This is a genomic window from Bacillus sp. N5-665 (assembly GCF_022637375.2).
GTDB classification, from domain to species: domain Bacteria; phylum Bacillota; class Bacilli; order Bacillales; family Bacillaceae_G; genus Bacillus_A; species Bacillus_A wiedmannii.
The window spans coordinates 2,579,354-2,595,688 of record NZ_CP093325.1; the positions used below are offsets into that span (position 1 = coordinate 2,579,354).

The following is a 16,335-nucleotide window of genomic DNA, read 5'->3' on the forward strand; positions in this document are numbered from 1 at the left end:
ATGAAGGGAAAGACGGTCAGATGATCGTTAACAATGAAGAGAGGTAGACGAAAGAAGTCTACAACTAGGGTGGTACCGCGATAAATATCGTCCCTACTGATTGGATCAGTAGGGATTTTTTGTACAAAAAAGTGGGTTTTTAACTAGTAGATAGTGTCCTTATAGTAAGTATTCGTTTAAAATAAGAAGAGGTATCGATTCCACTAAAATTTTGTATAATTTATCAGTTCAGAAAATAGAGAATTTTTCATTCTCTTACTATACTTTTAAAACATTAGAGGAGGATTTCCAAATGGCAAATCATGAATTAGATCAATTACGTAAACAGGTAGATGAAATTAACTTACAACTATTACACCTTTTAAACAAACGTGGTGAAATCGTTCAAAAAATTGGAGAGCAAAAGCAAGTACAAGGTACGAAACGTTTTGATCCAGTACGTGAGCGTGAAGTACTTGATATGATCGCAGAGCATAACGAAGGACCATTCGAAACGTCAACTGTCCAACATATTTTCAAAACAATCTTCAAAGCTAGCTTAGAATTACAAGAAGATGATAACCGTAAAGCATTACTAGTATCACGTAAAAAGAAACAAGAAAATACAATCGTTAATGTAAAAGGTGAATTGATTGGAAACGGAACACAAACGTTCATCATGGGACCTTGTGCGGTAGAAAGCTTAGAGCAAGTTCGCCAAGTAGGGCAAGCGATGAAAGACCAAGGTCTAAAATTAATGCGCGGTGGTGCTTTCAAACCGAGAACATCTCCATACGATTTCCAAGGTTTAGGAGTAGAAGGATTACAAATTTTACGCCAAGTAGCAGATGAGTTCGACTTAGCGATCATTAGTGAAATCTTAAATCCGAACGATGTTGAAATGGCGCTAGACTACGTTGATGTCATTCAAGTTGGCGCACGTAACATGCAAAACTTCGATTTATTACGAGCTGTAGGTAAAGTTAACAAACCAGTATTACTAAAACGTGGATTAGCAGCAACAATTGATGAGTTTATTAACGCAGCTGAGTACATCATTGCACAAGGTAACGACCAAATTATTCTATGTGAGCGTGGTATCCGCACATACGAAAGAGCGACACGTAACACATTAGACATTTCAGCAGTACCGATTTTAAAGAAAGAAACACATTTACCAGTAATCGTTGACGTAACGCATTCAACTGGACGCAGAGATTTATTATTACCAACAGCGAAAGCAGCACTTGCAATTGGCGCAGATGCAGTAATGGCTGAAGTACACCCAGACCCAGCGGTTGCATTATCAGATTCTGCACAACAAATGGATATTCCAGAATTCCATAGATTCATGGATGAGTTAAAAGGTTTCAAAAATAAATTATCTTAATTCCATATCATATATGCGCTGAAGAGGAAACAGTAGTGCTTATCTCACTGTTAAAGAGAGCTGATGGTCGGTGTGAATCAGTACAAAGATAAGCATGAATTACAGCCTTGGAGCATCTTTTCCGCCAACTTTTGGAGGGAAAGACGGTCAAACGATCGTTACAGAAGAAGAGAGGTAGACGATAGTTGTCTACAACTAGGGTGGTACCGCGATAAACATCGTCCCTACTGAGCGCTCAGTAGGGACTTTTTTGTACAAAAAAATAGTAAAGGGGCAAGAGAAATGAGATACATTACAGCTGGAGAATCACATGGACCGCAGTTAACAGTTATTTTAGAAGGTGTACCAGCAGGTTTAACATTAACAGCGGAACATATTAATAAAGAATTATTAAGAAGACAAAAAGGGCACGGACGCGGAAGACGCATGCAAATAGAAACTGATACAGTTGAAATTGTAAGTGGTGTTCGTCATGGGATGACACTTGGCTCACCAATAACGTTAATCGTTAAAAATGATGATTTCAAACATTGGACGAAAGTAATGGGTGCAGAGCCAATTTCGGAAAAAGAAAGTAAAGATATGAAACGTACAATTACAAAACCACGTCCAGGACATGCGGATTTAAACGGCGCAATTAAATATGGACATCGTGATATAAGAAACGTACTAGAGCGCTCATCTGCAAGAGAAACAACAGTTCGTGTAGCTGCTGGTGCAGTTGCGAAACAAATTTTGAAAGAATTAGGCGTAGAAATTGCAGGGCATGTTCTTGAAATTGGTGGGGTACAAGCGAAACGAATTTCAAACTTACCAATAGAAGAAATTCAAACGATTACTGAAAATTCACCAGTTCGATGTTTAGATAAAGAAGTAGAACAAGAGATGATGGATGCGATAGATAACGCTAAAAGTAGTGGGGATTCAATCGGCGGTATTGTTGAAGTCATTGCAGAAGGTATGCCAATTGGCGTTGGTAGTTACGTTCATTACGATCGTAAATTAGATGCAAAACTTGCTGGTGCAATTATGAGTATTAATGCATTTAAAGGTGCTGAAATTGGCGTTGGTTTTGAAGCAGCAAGACAGCCAGGAAGTAAAGTGCACGATGAAATATTATGGGATGAAGAAAATGGATACACGAGAAAAACGAATAATGCCGGTGGTTTAGAAGGCGGTATGACAACAGGAATGCCAATTGTCGTAAGAGGTGTTATGAAGCCAATACCTACATTATATAAACCGTTAGCAAGTGTTGACATTGATACGAAAGAAGCATTCCAAGCGAGTATTGAAAGATCTGATAGTTGTGCAGTACCAGCAGCAGGTGTAGTAGCTGAATCTGTTGTAGCATGGGAACTTGCACATGCACTAGTCGAACAATTCGGAAAAGATCGTATGGATTTAATTCAGCAAAACATTACGCAACATAACAAATACGCAAAAGAATTTTAATAAAAAGGTGGTTTTAACATGCAAGTAAAAGATCAGCTATCATCATTACAACCATATAAACCAGGTAAATCACCTGAACAAATGAAAGAAGTGTACGGAGATCATTCATTTGTGAAATTAGCATCAAATGAAAATCCATTCGGCTGCTCACCACGTGTTTTAGATGAGTTGCAAAAATCGTGGTTGGAACATGCTTTATATCCTGACGGAGGTGCTACAACGCTCCGTCAAACAATTGCAGATAAGTTACATGTCCAAATGGAACAAATACTTTGCGGTAGTGGTTTAGACGAAGTCATTCAAATAATAAGCCGTGCAGTACTTAAAGCAGGAGATAACATCGTAACGGCTGGTGCAACATTCCCGCAGTACCGTCATCATGCAATTATTGAAGGTTGTGAAGTGAAAGAAATCCCTTTAAATAACGGTGTATACGATTTAGACGAAATTTCGTCAGCAATAAATAATAATACGAAAATCGTATGGATTTGTAATCCGAACAACCCGACAGGCACATATGTGAATGATCGAAATTTGACTCAATTTATTGAAGGTATTAGTGAAAATACGTTAATTGTCATTGATGAAGCGTACTATGAATACGTAACAGCAAAAGATTTCCCGGAGACATTACCGCTTTTAGAAAAACATAAAAATATTCTTGTACTTAGAACATTTTCTAAAGCGTACGGATTAGCTTCTTTCCGCGTTGGATATGCGATTGGACAAGAAGAGTTAATCGATAAATTAAATGTCGTACGTTTGCCATTTAACGTATCTTCATTAGCGCAAAAAGCAGCGACGATTGCTTTTGGTGATAATGAGTTTATTGAAGAAATAGTTCGTGTGAATACAGAGGGATTACAACAATACGAGAGCTTTTGTAAGGAAAATGAAATTCCATTTTATCCATCGCAAACCAATTTCATCTTCTTGCCAGTTGAGAATGCTGGAGAGATTTATGAAGCTTGTGCACACGCAGGGTTTATTATACGTCCGTTCCCGAATGGTGTCCGTATTACAGTCGGAACAAGGGAGCAAAATGAAGGAGTGATTTCAGTGTTAAAACAACACTTTGAAAATAAAAAAAGAAAGTCTCGAGATGAGGCAAATGCGTAAAAAGGTAGTATTAATTGGAACAGGTTTAATAGGAGGCTCTCTTGCATTAGCAATTAAGAAAGAGCACGATGTAACGATAACAGGTTATGATATATTTCAAGAACAAGTAGAGCGTGCAAAAGAATTACACGTAGTAGATGAAGTAGCAGTAGATTTACAGCATGCATGTGAAGAGGCACATTTAATTGTGTTTGCTTCTCCAGTTGAAGAAACGAAGAAGTTATTACACAAATTAGCGTCATTTCATTTACGGGAAGATGTTATTGTAACAGATGTTGGTAGTACAAAAGGGACGATCATGAATGAAGCGGAAGCTTTATTTTCAAAGGAAGTTTCTTTCATTGGTGGACATCCGATGGCAGGTTCTCATAAAACGGGAGTTGAAAGTGCAAAAGCACATTTATTTGAAAATGCATTTTATATTTTAACGCCGATGAATCATGTGCCAAATGAACATGTGGAAGAACTAAAGCGTTGGTTACAAGGAACAGGATCTCATTTTCTCGTTCTAAATACAGAGGAACATGATTATGTAACAGGGATCGTTAGTCATTTTCCGCATCTTATCGCAGCTGGATTAGTAAAGCAAGTGGAGAAACATGCAGGAGATAATCCGCTCATTCATCAACTAGCTGCGGGAGGGTTTAAAGACATTACACGTATCGCATCTAGTAGCCCAAAAATGTGGAGTGATATTGTTAAGCAAAATCGCGAGCATTTAATGGTATTATTAAAAGAGTGGATCTCTGAAATGGAAGATTTATATGATACAGTTTCTACTGGAGATGCAGGCGAGATTCAAACCTATTTTGCAGACGCGAAAGAATACCGTGACTCTTTACCAGTACGAAAGAGAGGGGCAATTCCTGCCTATCACGACTTATACGTCGATGTTTTAGATAAAGTAGGGGCATTGGCTCATATTACGAGTATTTTGGCACGCGAAGAAATTAGTATTACGAACTTGCAAATATTAGAAGCGCGTGAAGGGTTGCTTGGGGTATTACGTATTAGCTTCCAAAGAGAAGAAGATCGTATGAAAGCAAAGCTAGCGCTTGGAGAAGAAAAATACCAAACTTATGAAACAATTTAAATGAGAAGGTGAAAACATGAAGGAAAGAACAATAGAACCTGTTAATAACGGATTAAATGGTATTATTACAATTCCAGGAGATAAATCCATTTCACACCGCGCTGTCATGTTCGGCGCGATTGCAGAAGGAAAAACAACGATTAAAGGTTTCTTGCCCGGTGCAGACTGTTTAAGTACAATTTCTTGCTTTAAAGAAATGGGAGTAGAAATCGTGCAAAACGGTGATGAAGTCACTGTAGTTGGTAAAGGGTTAGAAGGCTTACAAGAACCGAAAGCTGTATTAGATGTTGGCAATTCTGGTACAACAATACGTTTAATGTCAGGAATTTTGGCAAATACACCATTTTTCTCTTGCGTACAAGGTGATGCATCTATCGCAAAAAGACCGATGAAACGTGTTACAAATCCATTAAAACAAATGGGTGCAAACATTGATGGCCGCGAAGAAGGGACGTTTACACCGTTAACAATACGTGGTGGAGATTTAAAAGCAATTGAATACACTTCACCTGTAGCAAGTGCGCAAGTAAAGTCAGCTATTTTACTTGCAGGACTTCGAGCAGAAGGTGTAACAGCTGTTACAGAACCACATATTTCACGCGATCATACGGAAAGAATGCTTGAAGCCTTTGGAGTTAAAGTAATTCGTGAGGGAAAAACAGTGAAACTTGCAGGTGGACAAAAGTTAACAGCAACAGACGTTCAAGTGCCAGGTGACGTATCGTCAGCAGCATTCTTCTTAGTAGCGGGCGCAACCATTCCAAATAGTAAACTAGTATTACAAAATGTAGGGATGAATCCAACTCGTACAGGGATCATTGATGTTTTAGAGAAAATGGGTGCTACGTTCACTGTAGAGCCAATTAACGAGGGAGCATCAGAACCAGCTGCAAATATTACAATTGAAACATCTTCATTAAAAGGAATCGAAATTGGCGGAGATATTATCCCAAGATTAATCGATGAAATTCCTGTTATCGCCTTAGCGGCAACGCAAGCAGAAGGAATTACAGTAATTAAAGATGCGCACGAATTAAAAGTAAAAGAAACGAACCGTATCGATACAGTCGTTGCGGAGTTAACGAAACTAGGAGCTCGCATAGAAGCAACTGATGACGGCATGATTATTTACGGGAAATCAGCACTAAAAGGCAATACAGTAAATAGTTACGGTGATCACCGCATTGGAATGATGCTTGCAATTGCCGGCTGTCTAGCAGAAGGAAAAACAACAATTGAAGACGCAGAAGCAGTAGGCGTATCATATCCTACATTCTTCGAAGAACTTCAAAAGTTAGCAAAATAAAGTAATAAAAAGCAGATACGGGATGTATCTGCTTTTTATATTGGATTCTTGTCGTTAAGTCTATATAATTTCATTCACCGCGCTGGAATATTGAGAATTGTGGTACAATTCAAACAAGGAATGGAGGAGAAATATATGAACGTTATACGATTAAAAGAAGATAGATTTAGAGAAGCATTACGCTTATCGGAATACGCTTTTCAATATAAAGTTGATGAGGAACGATTGCAGCAACAACTTACAAAGATGAAAGAAAGTCATGAAATATACGGTATTATGGAAGGTAAAGATTTAGCAGCAAAACTGCATCTTATTCCGTTTCATATATACATAGGCAAAGAGAAATTTAAAATGGGAGGCGTTGCAGGGGTAGCGACGTATCCAGAGTATAGAAGAGGCGGGTATGTAAAAGAATTGCTTCAACACTCACTTCAAACGATGAGAAATGACGGATATACAGTATCAATGCTACATCCATTTGCTGTTTCATTTTACCGTAAATACGGCTGGGAACTTTGTGCGAATCTCTTTGTATGTCATATGTCAAAGAGTGATTTAGTTATGAAAAAACAAGTAAATGGTACTGTGAAACGTTTCAATAAAGAAAATCACCCAGAAGAGGTCGAAAAGATTTATGAAACATTTGCAGAACGTTTTTCCGGTATGCTAGTTCGCGATGAAAAATGGTGGTTACAAGCTGTTTATGATGATTTAACATTAGCGATTTATTCCGATAAAAATAAAATGGCAGCTGGCTACATGCTATATAAAATAGAAAACTATAAAATGACAGTAGAAGAATTTGTTTCACTGCATAATGAAGCGCGAAATGGTCTGTGGAACTTTATTTGTCAGCATGATTCTATGATTAAAGAACTTGAAATGACAGTAAGTGAAAAAGAACCGTTATTATATACACTGCAAGAGCCACGCGTGAAAGCAGAAATAAAGCCATATTTTATGGGCAGAATTGTAGATGTGGAGCAGTTCTTAAAACAATATGAGTTGAATTGGAACAATGCACAGCAAGAAGTGATTTTACATATTACAGATTCATTTGCACCGTGGAATAACGTTACAGTGAGGCTTGCAAATCATGAAATAACAATTATAGAAGAAGAAATAAAGGATAAAGGAATTAGTCTAGATATAAATGCATTATCTACAATAATGTTTGGATACAAACGTCCGTTACAACTTAATGAACTAGAATTAATTAGCGGAAGTGAAGAGGAAATACGAGCGTTTGAGAATATAGTTCCAGTACGTAAAGCATTTATTTATGATTTCTTTTAAGTTATAAATAGGAAATTGAGCTGTCCCAAATAAAATTTTGGGACGGCTTCAAATTATACTGTCAGTTTTTGTCGGTAAATCGATATATCTTGAAAATCGCTGATATAATTTTTTCACAAACAAGGGATTAAAAACCGAACCGATACTGGTCACGCACTTGACTTTTAATCCATGTAATTTATAATTAAAAACGGAATGAATTTTCATTCCTGAAAATAGAGGTGGAAAAAATGGCTAAAAACAAACAAGAGGATATTTTTGATGCTGCGATGAAACTTTTCGCAGAGCGTGGTTACGATGGTACGACAATTCCAATGATCGCTGAAAAGGCAAAAGTCGGTGCGGGTACTATTTATCGCTATTTTGAAAATAAAGAGGCACTTGTTAACTCATTATTTTCAAAAAGTATGTTAGAGCTTTCTGAAATGATAAAAACGGATTTTCCTGTTGAAGCAAATATTCGTGAACAGTTTAATCATACGTACAACCGTTTATTTGAATTTGCGAGAAACAATGTGGATGCTTTTTTATTTACAAATTCTCACTGTGATAGTTATTTTCTTGATGAACAAAGTAAGAAAATATTTGAAGATTTTATAGGCTTCTTTATGAATATTATTGAAGATGGAATCGCAAAAGGTTTTCTTCGTCCATTGCCTCCAGTTGCTTTAATTATTATTGTATATCAACCGCTAGAAAAACTAACGAAGGTAATTGCAACAGGGCAATTAGAATACTCAAAAGAATTAGTAAAAGAATTGGAAGAAAGTTCTTGGAACGCTATTAGAATCATTTGATTCTATAGCTAATAAGTATAGGAATGAATATTCATTCCTGAATAGATTTAAAACATGAGAGTAGGAGAGGATATTTGTGTAACAATAGGAATGAACATTCATTCCGGAAAAGGTAGTTTAATAAAGTTAAAAAAATAATGTAATAGAACGATAGGAATGAACGTTCATTCCGAAAAAGTATTTTTAAAAGGATAGGAATGAATATTCATTCCCTTTTAATTTTCAAAATGGGAGATGATTAAAATGAGTAAGCTGAAAAATTGGAAAAGTTTATCTTTTCTATTATGGATAGTTATTACTATTGCAATGATCGTAACGATGCCTAATATGGATAAATTAGTGAAAGAAAAAGGGCACATTACGATTCCTAATACAGAACAAAGTAGTATTGCTGACAAGATGATAAAAGAGATGGATAAAGACGGGACTGAAAAGTATGAAATTATAGCTGTTTTTAATAGTGGAAGTAAAACAGCTTTAACAACTGAGCAAAAAGAGGAGATCGTAAAAACAATCCATGCTTTACAAAATGAAAAAGAGCAATTAGGAATTAAGGAAGTTGTTTCACATTTAGATAATAAAGATTTGGAAAAACAGTTGATATCTAAAGACAATACAACCATTTTAACGCAAATCTCTGTAGATAAAAAAAATGGTGAAATATCAAAAGTTACGAATGGACTTCATAAAAAAGTGCAAACGAAGGGTGTTAAAACGTACTTAACAGGAAGTGATTTAATAGCGGGTGATTTTCTTACTTCCTCCCAAGAGGGAGTGAAGAAGACGGAAGTTATTTCTATCATTTTCATTCTAGTTGTATTAATCATTGTATTTCGTTCACCAATTGTTCCAATTGTTTCCCTTCTTACTGTTGGTGTATCATATTTAGTTTCAATGGGGATTATTGCCCATTTAGTAGATCAATTTAATTTTCCGTTTTCTAACTTTACACAAGTGTTTGTAGTCGTTGTCCTGTTTGGGGTTGGAACAGACTATAACATTTTATTATATACAAGATTTAAAGAAGAATTAAGTAAACAAGAAAATGCATTTTTAGCTACGAAAGAAACTTTCAAATCAGCAGGGAAAACCGTTTTATATAGCGGAATAGCAGTACTAATTGGTTTTGCATCTCTTGCTTTAGCGAGTTTTAAATTATATCAATCTACTTCAGCGGTAGCAATTGGTGTCGCAGTATTATTACTCGTATTAACTACGTTAAATCCATTTTTTATGGTGCTTTTAGGAAAAGGAATGTTTTATCCAGTTAAAACATTTAAGGGGCATGAGGATAGTCGTTTATGGGGATTTCTTGCGAAAAACTCAGTAGTAAGACCATTCGCAGCTTTAATCATCGTATTTGTGATATCGATTCCTTTCGTAATGAAATACTCTAACACACTAAATTACAATGATTTATTTGAAGTAGATAATAAATATGAGTCGAAAATGGGGATTAACGTAATAGAAGAGCATTTTCCACCAGGTTTTTCTTCACCAAGTACGTTAGTCATTCAATCAGATAACAAGTTAAATGAGGCGAGTTCGTTGCAAACTTTAGACGAACTAACTGATAAGATTTTGAAAGTGAAAGGTGTTTCAGAAGTATATTCACCGACGCGTCCAACCGGTGAAAGGATAAAAGAACTATATATAAATAAACAAGCGGGAGAACTGAATACAGGTTTAGGAGATGCGAATGGTGGTATAAAGGAAATTAATGATGGATTAACTACTGCAAAAGATAAAATGGGTAGTAAAGATTCAAATAGTCTTGCAAACGTTCAAAAATTAATTGATGGAACAACGAAAGCGAAAAATGGTGTAACAGCATTAGGAACAGCTTTAAATCAACTTTCAAATGGTATAAATGACGGAGCACAAGGTGCGCAGCAAATTGAGAGTGGGTTAACTTCAGTAAATGAAAATATTAGTGTATTATCTAATGCAACTTCACAACTTCATGCTGGCTATGCGCAGTTAGAAAAAGGTTTAAGTTCTTACGATCAATACTTCGGAAGTATTTCTCAAGCGATTGATGGGGCGAAAAAAGGTTACGAACAAATTGAAATGTTAATGACCAATTTCATTCAAACGAAACCAGAATTAGCAAATGATCCGAACATACTGCAGACGATAGGAATTGCTAAAGAGGCTCAAAAACAATTAGGTGGGCTTTCAAATGAATTAAACCAATTAGCAACGCAACATAAAGCAGCAATGGGTTCATTTAAAGAAGCAAATCAATCGTTATCGAAAGTGGATAACGGCTTAAAAGAAATGAGCGATGGAGTTACTAAGTTACAAAAAGGAGCAGCTGATCTTAAAAATGGATTAAATGAAGGTGCTTCAGGCTCAAAACAAATTGCGAACAAGTCATCTGAGTTACAAACCGGATTAACAAAAATAAATGATGGGCAAGGCCAGTTATTAACCGGGCTGAAAGACTTGCAAGAACAGATGGGGCAATTACAATCAGGATTATCTAAAAGTACAGAAGGGCTTGAAAAGGTAAGTAACGGCCTAGGAGATGCTCAGAAATATTTAGGGGAACTAAATGAATCAAAAAGCTCTGCGAAATTTTATATACCAAAAGAAGTTTTAGAGGGGGAAGATTTCCAAAAAGCATTGAATACGTACATGTCACAAGATAGAAAGACTGCTAAAATGACAATCATTTTAGACGTAAATCCGTATTCCAAAGAAGCGATGCCAATTATTGAGGAAATTAATAAAACGATAGACGGTACGCTAAATGGTACAGAATTAAATTCGGCGAAAAAAGCAATCGGAGGTACAACAGCTAGAAACGTTGATTTAAAAGAAGTAACAGGTCAAGACTTCTTACGTACAGCTACAATTATGTTAATTGGCATTGCGATTGTATTACTCGCTATTACACGGTCATTTTTAAATACAATCTTTATTATTGGATCTTTAATATTAGCCTATTTTGCATCACTTGGCATAAGTGAACAAATTAGTACACACGTATTAAACGTAGAGTCATTAAGCTGGAATGTACCATTCTTTAGTTTTATTATGATTGTCGCTTTAGGTGTGGATTATAGCATTTTCGTAATGATGCGATACAATGAACTAGAAGGGGACCCAGCAACGAAAATTGTAAATGCATCTCGTCACATAGGAGGAGTTGTATTATCAGCGGCACTTATTTTAGGCGGAACATTTGCTGCATTAATCCCTTCAGGTGTATTGACACTTATACAAGTAGCATCCGTTGTTGGTGTTGCACTGTTACTATTAGCTATCATTGTGATGCCAATATTGTTACCTGCATTAATAGGGTTAACGAGTAAAATGAAGCATTATACGAAAAAATTAAGTAAAAGAAAATAAAAGAATCCCTTTTTAAAAGGGGATTCTTCTTATTTAATAAACTTGTCCATCACGTCTTTATATTTTGCAAATTCTTCATCTTTCATATCTCCATTCATTTGTAAAAGAAAATTGCCTTTTGCATGTGTATGCGAGAATAACATAGGAGTAGAATTTCCTAATTCATCGTAATATTTCTTAACTTTTTCTAGGTCTTCTTTCTTTTTATTCAAGGTAGAAAAGGGATGAATAGCAATCAACCGTTGCTATTCATCCATCTTCTACTATATAATAGCTATAGTCTACAATAATTGAGTCGTAATATGCGATTTTTTAAGACAATCGGTGAGAAAACGCTGAAATAAGCGGTATTAGTAGGAGGACACAAATGATTACAGTAAGTAACGTTAGTTTGCGTTTCGCGGATCGCAAATTATTTGAAGATGTTAACATAAAATTCACGCCAGGTAACTGCTACGGTTTAATCGGAGCAAACGGTGCGGGTAAATCAACATTTCTAAAGATTTTATCTGGAGAAATTGAACAATCAACAGGTGATATACATATTACGCCAGGTGAGCGTCTAGCAGTATTAAAACAGAATCACTTCGAATATGAAGAGTTCCCAGTATTAGAAACAGTAATTATGGGTCACACGCAACTTTACAAAGTAATGCAAGAGAAAAATGCCATTTACATGAAAGAAGACTTTAGTGATGAAGATGGTATGCGTGCTGCTGAACTTGAAGGTGAGTTCGCTGAGCTTAACGGTTGGGAAGCAGAATCAGAAGCTGCAATCCTTCTTAAAGGTTTAGGTATTGGTGAAGATGTTCATGATAAGAAATTGTCAGAATTAACTGGTGCAGAGAAAGTAAAAGTATTACTTGCTCAAGCATTATTTGGTAAACCTGACATTCTATTACTAGATGAGCCTACCAACCACTTGGACTTAAAAGCGATTCAATGGTTAGAAAACTTCTTAATGAACTTTGAAAATACAGTAATCGTTGTATCCCATGACCGTCACTTCTTAAATAAAGTTTGTACGCACATGGCTGATCTTGATTTCGGTAAAATTCAACTTTATGTTGGTAACTATGACTTCTGGTATGAGTCAAGTCAATTAGCTTTAAAATTAACACAAGATGCTAATAAGAAAAAAGAAGAGAAAGTAAAAGAGTTACAAAACTTTATTGCACGCTTTAGCTCAAACGCATCTAAAGCGAAACAAGCAACTTCTCGTAAAAAATTATTAGATAAAATTACATTAGATGATATTAGACCATCATCACGTCGTTACCCATTTGTTGGCTTTACACCTGAGCGTGAAATAGGAAATGACTTATTAACTGTTGAAGGTCTTTCTAAAACAATTGATGGTGAAAAAGTGTTAGATAATGTGTACTTTACTTTAAATAAAGGTGATAAAGTTGCATTTATCGGTCGTAACGATATTGCGATGACAACATTATTCAAAATCCTTATGGGTGAAATGGAGCCAGATAGCGGTTCATTCAAATGGGGCGTTACAACATCTCAATCTTACTTCCCAAGAGATAACTCTAAATACTTTGAGAACAGTGACTCCAACTTAGTTGATTGGTTACGCCAATTCTCTCCACAAGATGAGTCAGAAAGCTTCTTACGTGGTTTCTTAGGCCGTATGTTATTCTCAGGTGAAGAAGTTAAGAAGAACGTTTCTGTATTATCTGGAGGCGAAAAAGTTCGTTGTATGCTATCTAAAATGATGTTAAGTGGTGCGAATGTAATCACACTTGACGATCCAACGAACCACTTAGACCTTGAGTCTATCACTGCATTAAACAACGGTTTAATCGCATTTAAAGGTACAATGTTATTCACATCTCATGACCATCAGTTCGTACAAACAATTGCAAACCGCATTATCGAAGTAACGCCAAACGGTGTAATCGATAAAGAGGCTACTTACGATGAGTTCTTAGAAAATGAAGAACTTCAAAAACAAGTAGAAGCAATGTACAAAGGTCAATAATAAATGATGAAAAACCTCGCTCTCTTTATGAAAGCGAGGTTTTTTTATAATCTTTGATTTTATGAATTATGAATAATTATTCAAAAATAACTTTAGAGAAGGAAAGACATTTTGAAGTTACATATAGAGGAATGGCTGAAGTATGAATAAACTTGAAATACATTAAGATATTTAATATACACCGAAAAAAACAAATGCTATCTATTGTGAATTTCATTATATTACATTAATGTTCCAGAACTGGAGACATATTTATTTGCGAAGCAGTGAATAAAGGTTTATAGTATGTGGAGTCATAATTAGTGGATGAGACTTGGGAGAAAACAGAAAATGTTACAAATTTATTTTATTAAATAGAAACCAAGGTCAAAATGTCTAGAAAGAAATAGTTGAATAAATACTAGCTTCAAATTATAATTACTAATATTCTTCATTTAGTTAAACAAACAAAATCTATTTGAAGATAAAAAATTGAATAAAGACAGACTTATAAAAAAATAAGCCTTGGATGATCAAAAGAGGTGGAGAGATGAAACAATTACTATTAAAGAGTAAGCGAGTGTTAAGCAATCACTTTGGATTTTTCGTGTTTGCCATTATTTTATTCTGGTTAAAAACATACGCAGCATATGTGACAGAATTTAATTTAGGGATATCCAACACAATCCAAAAGTTTTTACTGTTTTTCAACCCGTTAAGCTCAGCAGTTTTATTTTTAGGGCTCGCATTATTCGCAAAGGGGAAACGTGCTTACATTTGGTTAATTGTTATTAATTTGTTAATGTCTATACTGTTATACGCAAACGTAGTATATTATCGCTTTTTCAGTGACTTTATTACGTTCCCGACATTAACACAAACGAATAACTTTGGAGATTTAGGTGGTAGTATTTTTGCATTGCTACACGTCTATGATCCACTATATTTCTTAGATACAATCATTTTAATTGCTTTAGTCGCAACAAAATTTGCAAGTCCAAAACCAATTCGTGTTGCGAAACATAAATTATCACTAGTATTTGTAGCAGGTATTTTATTATTCAGTATTAACTTAGGTCTTGCAGAATCTGATCGTCCTGAATTATTAACAAGAACATTTGACCGTAATTATATTGTGAAATATTTAGGGGCATACAACTATACGATTTATGATGGCATTCAAAGTGCGAAAGCATCAACAGAACGAGCGTTAGCTGATGGAGATAATATGACAGAGGTTAGAAATTATCTTGCATCAACATATGCAAGTCCAAATCCTGAGTACTTTGGTAAAGGAAAAGGAATGAACGTAATTTATATTCATTTAGAATCATTCCAAAACTTTTTAATTGATTATAAATTAAATGGGCAAGAAGTTACACCGTTCTTAAACTCATTTACAAAAGATGCGAATACGTTATACTTTGATAACTTCTTCCATCAAACAGGACAAGGTAAAACATCTGATGCGGAGTTCATGCTAGAAAACTCAATGTTTGGATTACCACAAGGATCTGTTTTTACAAATAAAGCTCATAACACGTTTCAATCAGCACCAGCTATTTTAGGTCAACAAGGATACACATCAGCAGTGTTCCACGGTAACTATAAAACGTTCTGGAACCGTGACGATATTTATAAATCATTTGGTTTTAATAAATTCTTTGATGCGTCATACTACGATATGAACGAAAAAGATGTAGTAAACTATGGATTAAAAGATAAACCGTTCTTTAACGAATCTATACCATTATTACAAACATTGAAACAACCGTTCTATACGAAGTTCATTACGCTATCAAACCATTTCCCTTATCCAATTGATAAAGAGGAAGCGACGATTGAACCAGCTAAAACAGGTGACTCTTCAGTAGATACGTATTTCCAAACAGCACGTTATTTAGATGAGTCTGTAAAAGGATTCTTGGATTACTTGAAACAATCTGGTTTATACGATAACTCAATTATCGTTATGTACGGTGATCATTACGGTATTTCTGATAATCATGGCGCAGCAATGTCTCAAATAATGGGTAAAGAAATGAACTCATTTGAAAATGCACAACTGCAACGTGTACCATTAATCATTCGTGTTCCAGGAATGAAGGGTGGCGTACAACATCAATACGGCGGAGAAATTGATGTTCTTCCGACACTATTACACTTACTAGGTACAGATACGAAAAATTATGTCCAGTTCGGATCAGATTTATTATCACCAGAGCATAAACAAGTCGTTCCATTCCGTAACGGTAACTTCGTAAGTCCAACAGTTACTGCACTGAATGGAAAATACTATGATACAGCTACTGGTGAATCTGTAGAATTAACAGACGAAATAAAACAAAATGAACAAATGGTTCAAAAATCACTGAAATACTCTGACCAAGTTGTTAACGGTGACTTATTACGATTCTATACACCGGAAGGATTTACACCGGTCGATCGTTCGAAGTACAACTATAACCATCGTGATAAAAATAAAACGAAGGTAAAGACGACTGAAGACGGAGAAACGAAATAAATATTAAAAAGCGCTACTCATTTGAGTAGCGCTTTTGTTTGTAC

Annotated in this window: 10 protein-coding genes, 1 pseudogene and 2 other annotated features (1 of these 13 running past the window's edge); of the genes and pseudogenes, 10 read left to right on the forward strand and 1 reads right to left on the reverse strand. The window is 35.5% G+C overall.

What is annotated here, in order from left to right:
- Positions 1-98: a binding site (T-box leader), on the forward strand (it extends 138 nt beyond the left edge of the window).
- Positions 99-292: 194 nt separating this feature from the next.
- From MNO09_RS15805 to MNO09_RS15840, 8 genes are all read left to right on the forward strand, one after another.
- Entirely contained in the window at positions 293-1,369 is a 1,077-nt protein-coding gene (locus tag MNO09_RS15805) for a bifunctional 3-deoxy-7-phosphoheptulonate synthase/chorismate mutase (protein WP_001273578.1), read from the forward strand.
- 9 nt (positions 1,370-1,378) lie between these two features.
- Positions 1,379-1,598: a binding site (T-box leader), on the forward strand.
- 53 nt (positions 1,599-1,651) lie between these two features.
- Positions 1,652-2,824, forward strand: a complete 1,173-nt coding sequence (gene aroC, locus MNO09_RS15810) for a chorismate synthase (RefSeq protein WP_001269422.1) — start codon at positions 1,652-1,654, stop codon at positions 2,822-2,824.
- An 18-nt stretch (positions 2,825-2,842) separates the two neighbouring features.
- Positions 2,843-3,943: a histidinol-phosphate transaminase gene (gene hisC / locus MNO09_RS15815; RefSeq protein ID WP_001197255.1), complete on the forward strand. Its 1,101-nt coding sequence runs from the start codon at positions 2,843-2,845 to the stop codon at positions 3,941-3,943.
- Entirely contained in the window at positions 3,936-5,036 is a 1,101-nt protein-coding gene (gene tyrA, locus MNO09_RS15820) for a prephenate dehydrogenase (RefSeq protein WP_001228147.1), read from the forward strand. Before hisC ends, tyrA begins: the two co-directional genes overlap by 8 nt.
- Before the next feature lie 16 nt (positions 5,037-5,052).
- Entirely contained in the window at positions 5,053-6,342 is a 1,290-nt protein-coding gene (gene aroA, locus MNO09_RS15825; protein ID WP_000664596.1) for a 3-phosphoshikimate 1-carboxyvinyltransferase, read from the forward strand.
- A gap of 135 nt (positions 6,343-6,477) precedes the next feature.
- The gene (locus MNO09_RS15830) at positions 6,478-7,638 is read left to right on the forward strand and encodes a GNAT family N-acetyltransferase (RefSeq protein WP_117616475.1); all 1,161 of its coding nucleotides are present in this window, start codon (positions 6,478-6,480) and stop codon (positions 7,636-7,638) included.
- Positions 7,639-7,868: 230 nt separating this feature from the next.
- Positions 7,869-8,435 (forward strand): TetR/AcrR family transcriptional regulator, encoded by a 567-nt coding sequence (locus tag MNO09_RS15835; protein ID WP_088107304.1) that lies wholly within the window; start codon positions 7,869-7,871, stop codon positions 8,433-8,435.
- Positions 8,436-8,678: 243 nt separating this feature from the next.
- A complete protein-coding gene (locus tag MNO09_RS15840; RefSeq protein ID WP_000040222.1) occupies positions 8,679-11,795 on the forward strand; it encodes an MMPL family transporter in 3,117 nt (1,038 codons plus the stop codon).
- Positions 11,796-11,824: 29 nt separating this feature from the next.
- Here the strand turns inward: MNO09_RS15840 and MNO09_RS15845 are convergent.
- Positions 11,825-11,998, reverse strand: a pseudogene (locus MNO09_RS15845) (stress protein); the annotation flags it as partial.
- A 164-nt stretch (positions 11,999-12,162) separates the two neighbouring features.
- Between MNO09_RS15845 and MNO09_RS15850 the strand changes: the two are divergent.
- Together MNO09_RS15850 and ltaS are read left to right on the forward strand one after the other, a co-directional pair.
- Positions 12,163-13,788, forward strand: a complete 1,626-nt coding sequence (locus MNO09_RS15850) for an ABC-F family ATP-binding cassette domain-containing protein (protein ID WP_000633872.1) — start codon at positions 12,163-12,165, stop codon at positions 13,786-13,788.
- A 529-nt stretch (positions 13,789-14,317) separates the two neighbouring features.
- Complete coding sequence (gene ltaS / locus MNO09_RS15855; protein ID WP_000811615.1) at positions 14,318-16,291, forward strand: lipoteichoic acid synthase; 1,974 nt, start codon at positions 14,318-14,320, stop codon at positions 16,289-16,291.
- Positions 16,292-16,335 lie beyond the last annotated feature (44 nt).

Excerpts from the sequence above, each read along its gene's own strand:
- MNO09_RS15850 (WP_000633872.1), top strand. The coding sequence starts at position 12,163 with ATGATTACAGTAAGTAACGTTAGTTTGCGTTTCGCGGATCGCAAATTA.
- MNO09_RS15840 (WP_000040222.1), top strand. The coding sequence starts at position 8,679 with ATGAGTAAGCTGAAAAATTGGAAAAGTTTATCTTTTCTATTATGGATA.
- MNO09_RS15830 (WP_117616475.1), top strand. The coding sequence starts at position 6,478 with ATGAACGTTATACGATTAAAAGAAGATAGATTTAGAGAAGCATTACGC.
- hisC (WP_001197255.1), top strand. The coding sequence starts at position 2,843 with ATGCAAGTAAAAGATCAGCTATCATCATTACAACCATATAAACCAGGT.
- MNO09_RS15835 (WP_088107304.1), top strand. The coding sequence starts at position 7,869 with ATGGCTAAAAACAAACAAGAGGATATTTTTGATGCTGCGATGAAACTT.
- aroA (WP_000664596.1), top strand. The coding sequence starts at position 5,053 with ATGAAGGAAAGAACAATAGAACCTGTTAATAACGGATTAAATGGTATT.
- MNO09_RS15805 (WP_001273578.1), top strand. The coding sequence starts at position 293 with ATGGCAAATCATGAATTAGATCAATTACGTAAACAGGTAGATGAAATT.
- ltaS (WP_000811615.1), top strand. The coding sequence starts at position 14,318 with ATGAAACAATTACTATTAAAGAGTAAGCGAGTGTTAAGCAATCACTTT.
- tyrA (WP_001228147.1), top strand. The coding sequence starts at position 3,936 with ATGCGTAAAAAGGTAGTATTAATTGGAACAGGTTTAATAGGAGGCTCT.
- aroC (WP_001269422.1), top strand. The coding sequence starts at position 1,652 with ATGAGATACATTACAGCTGGAGAATCACATGGACCGCAGTTAACAGTT.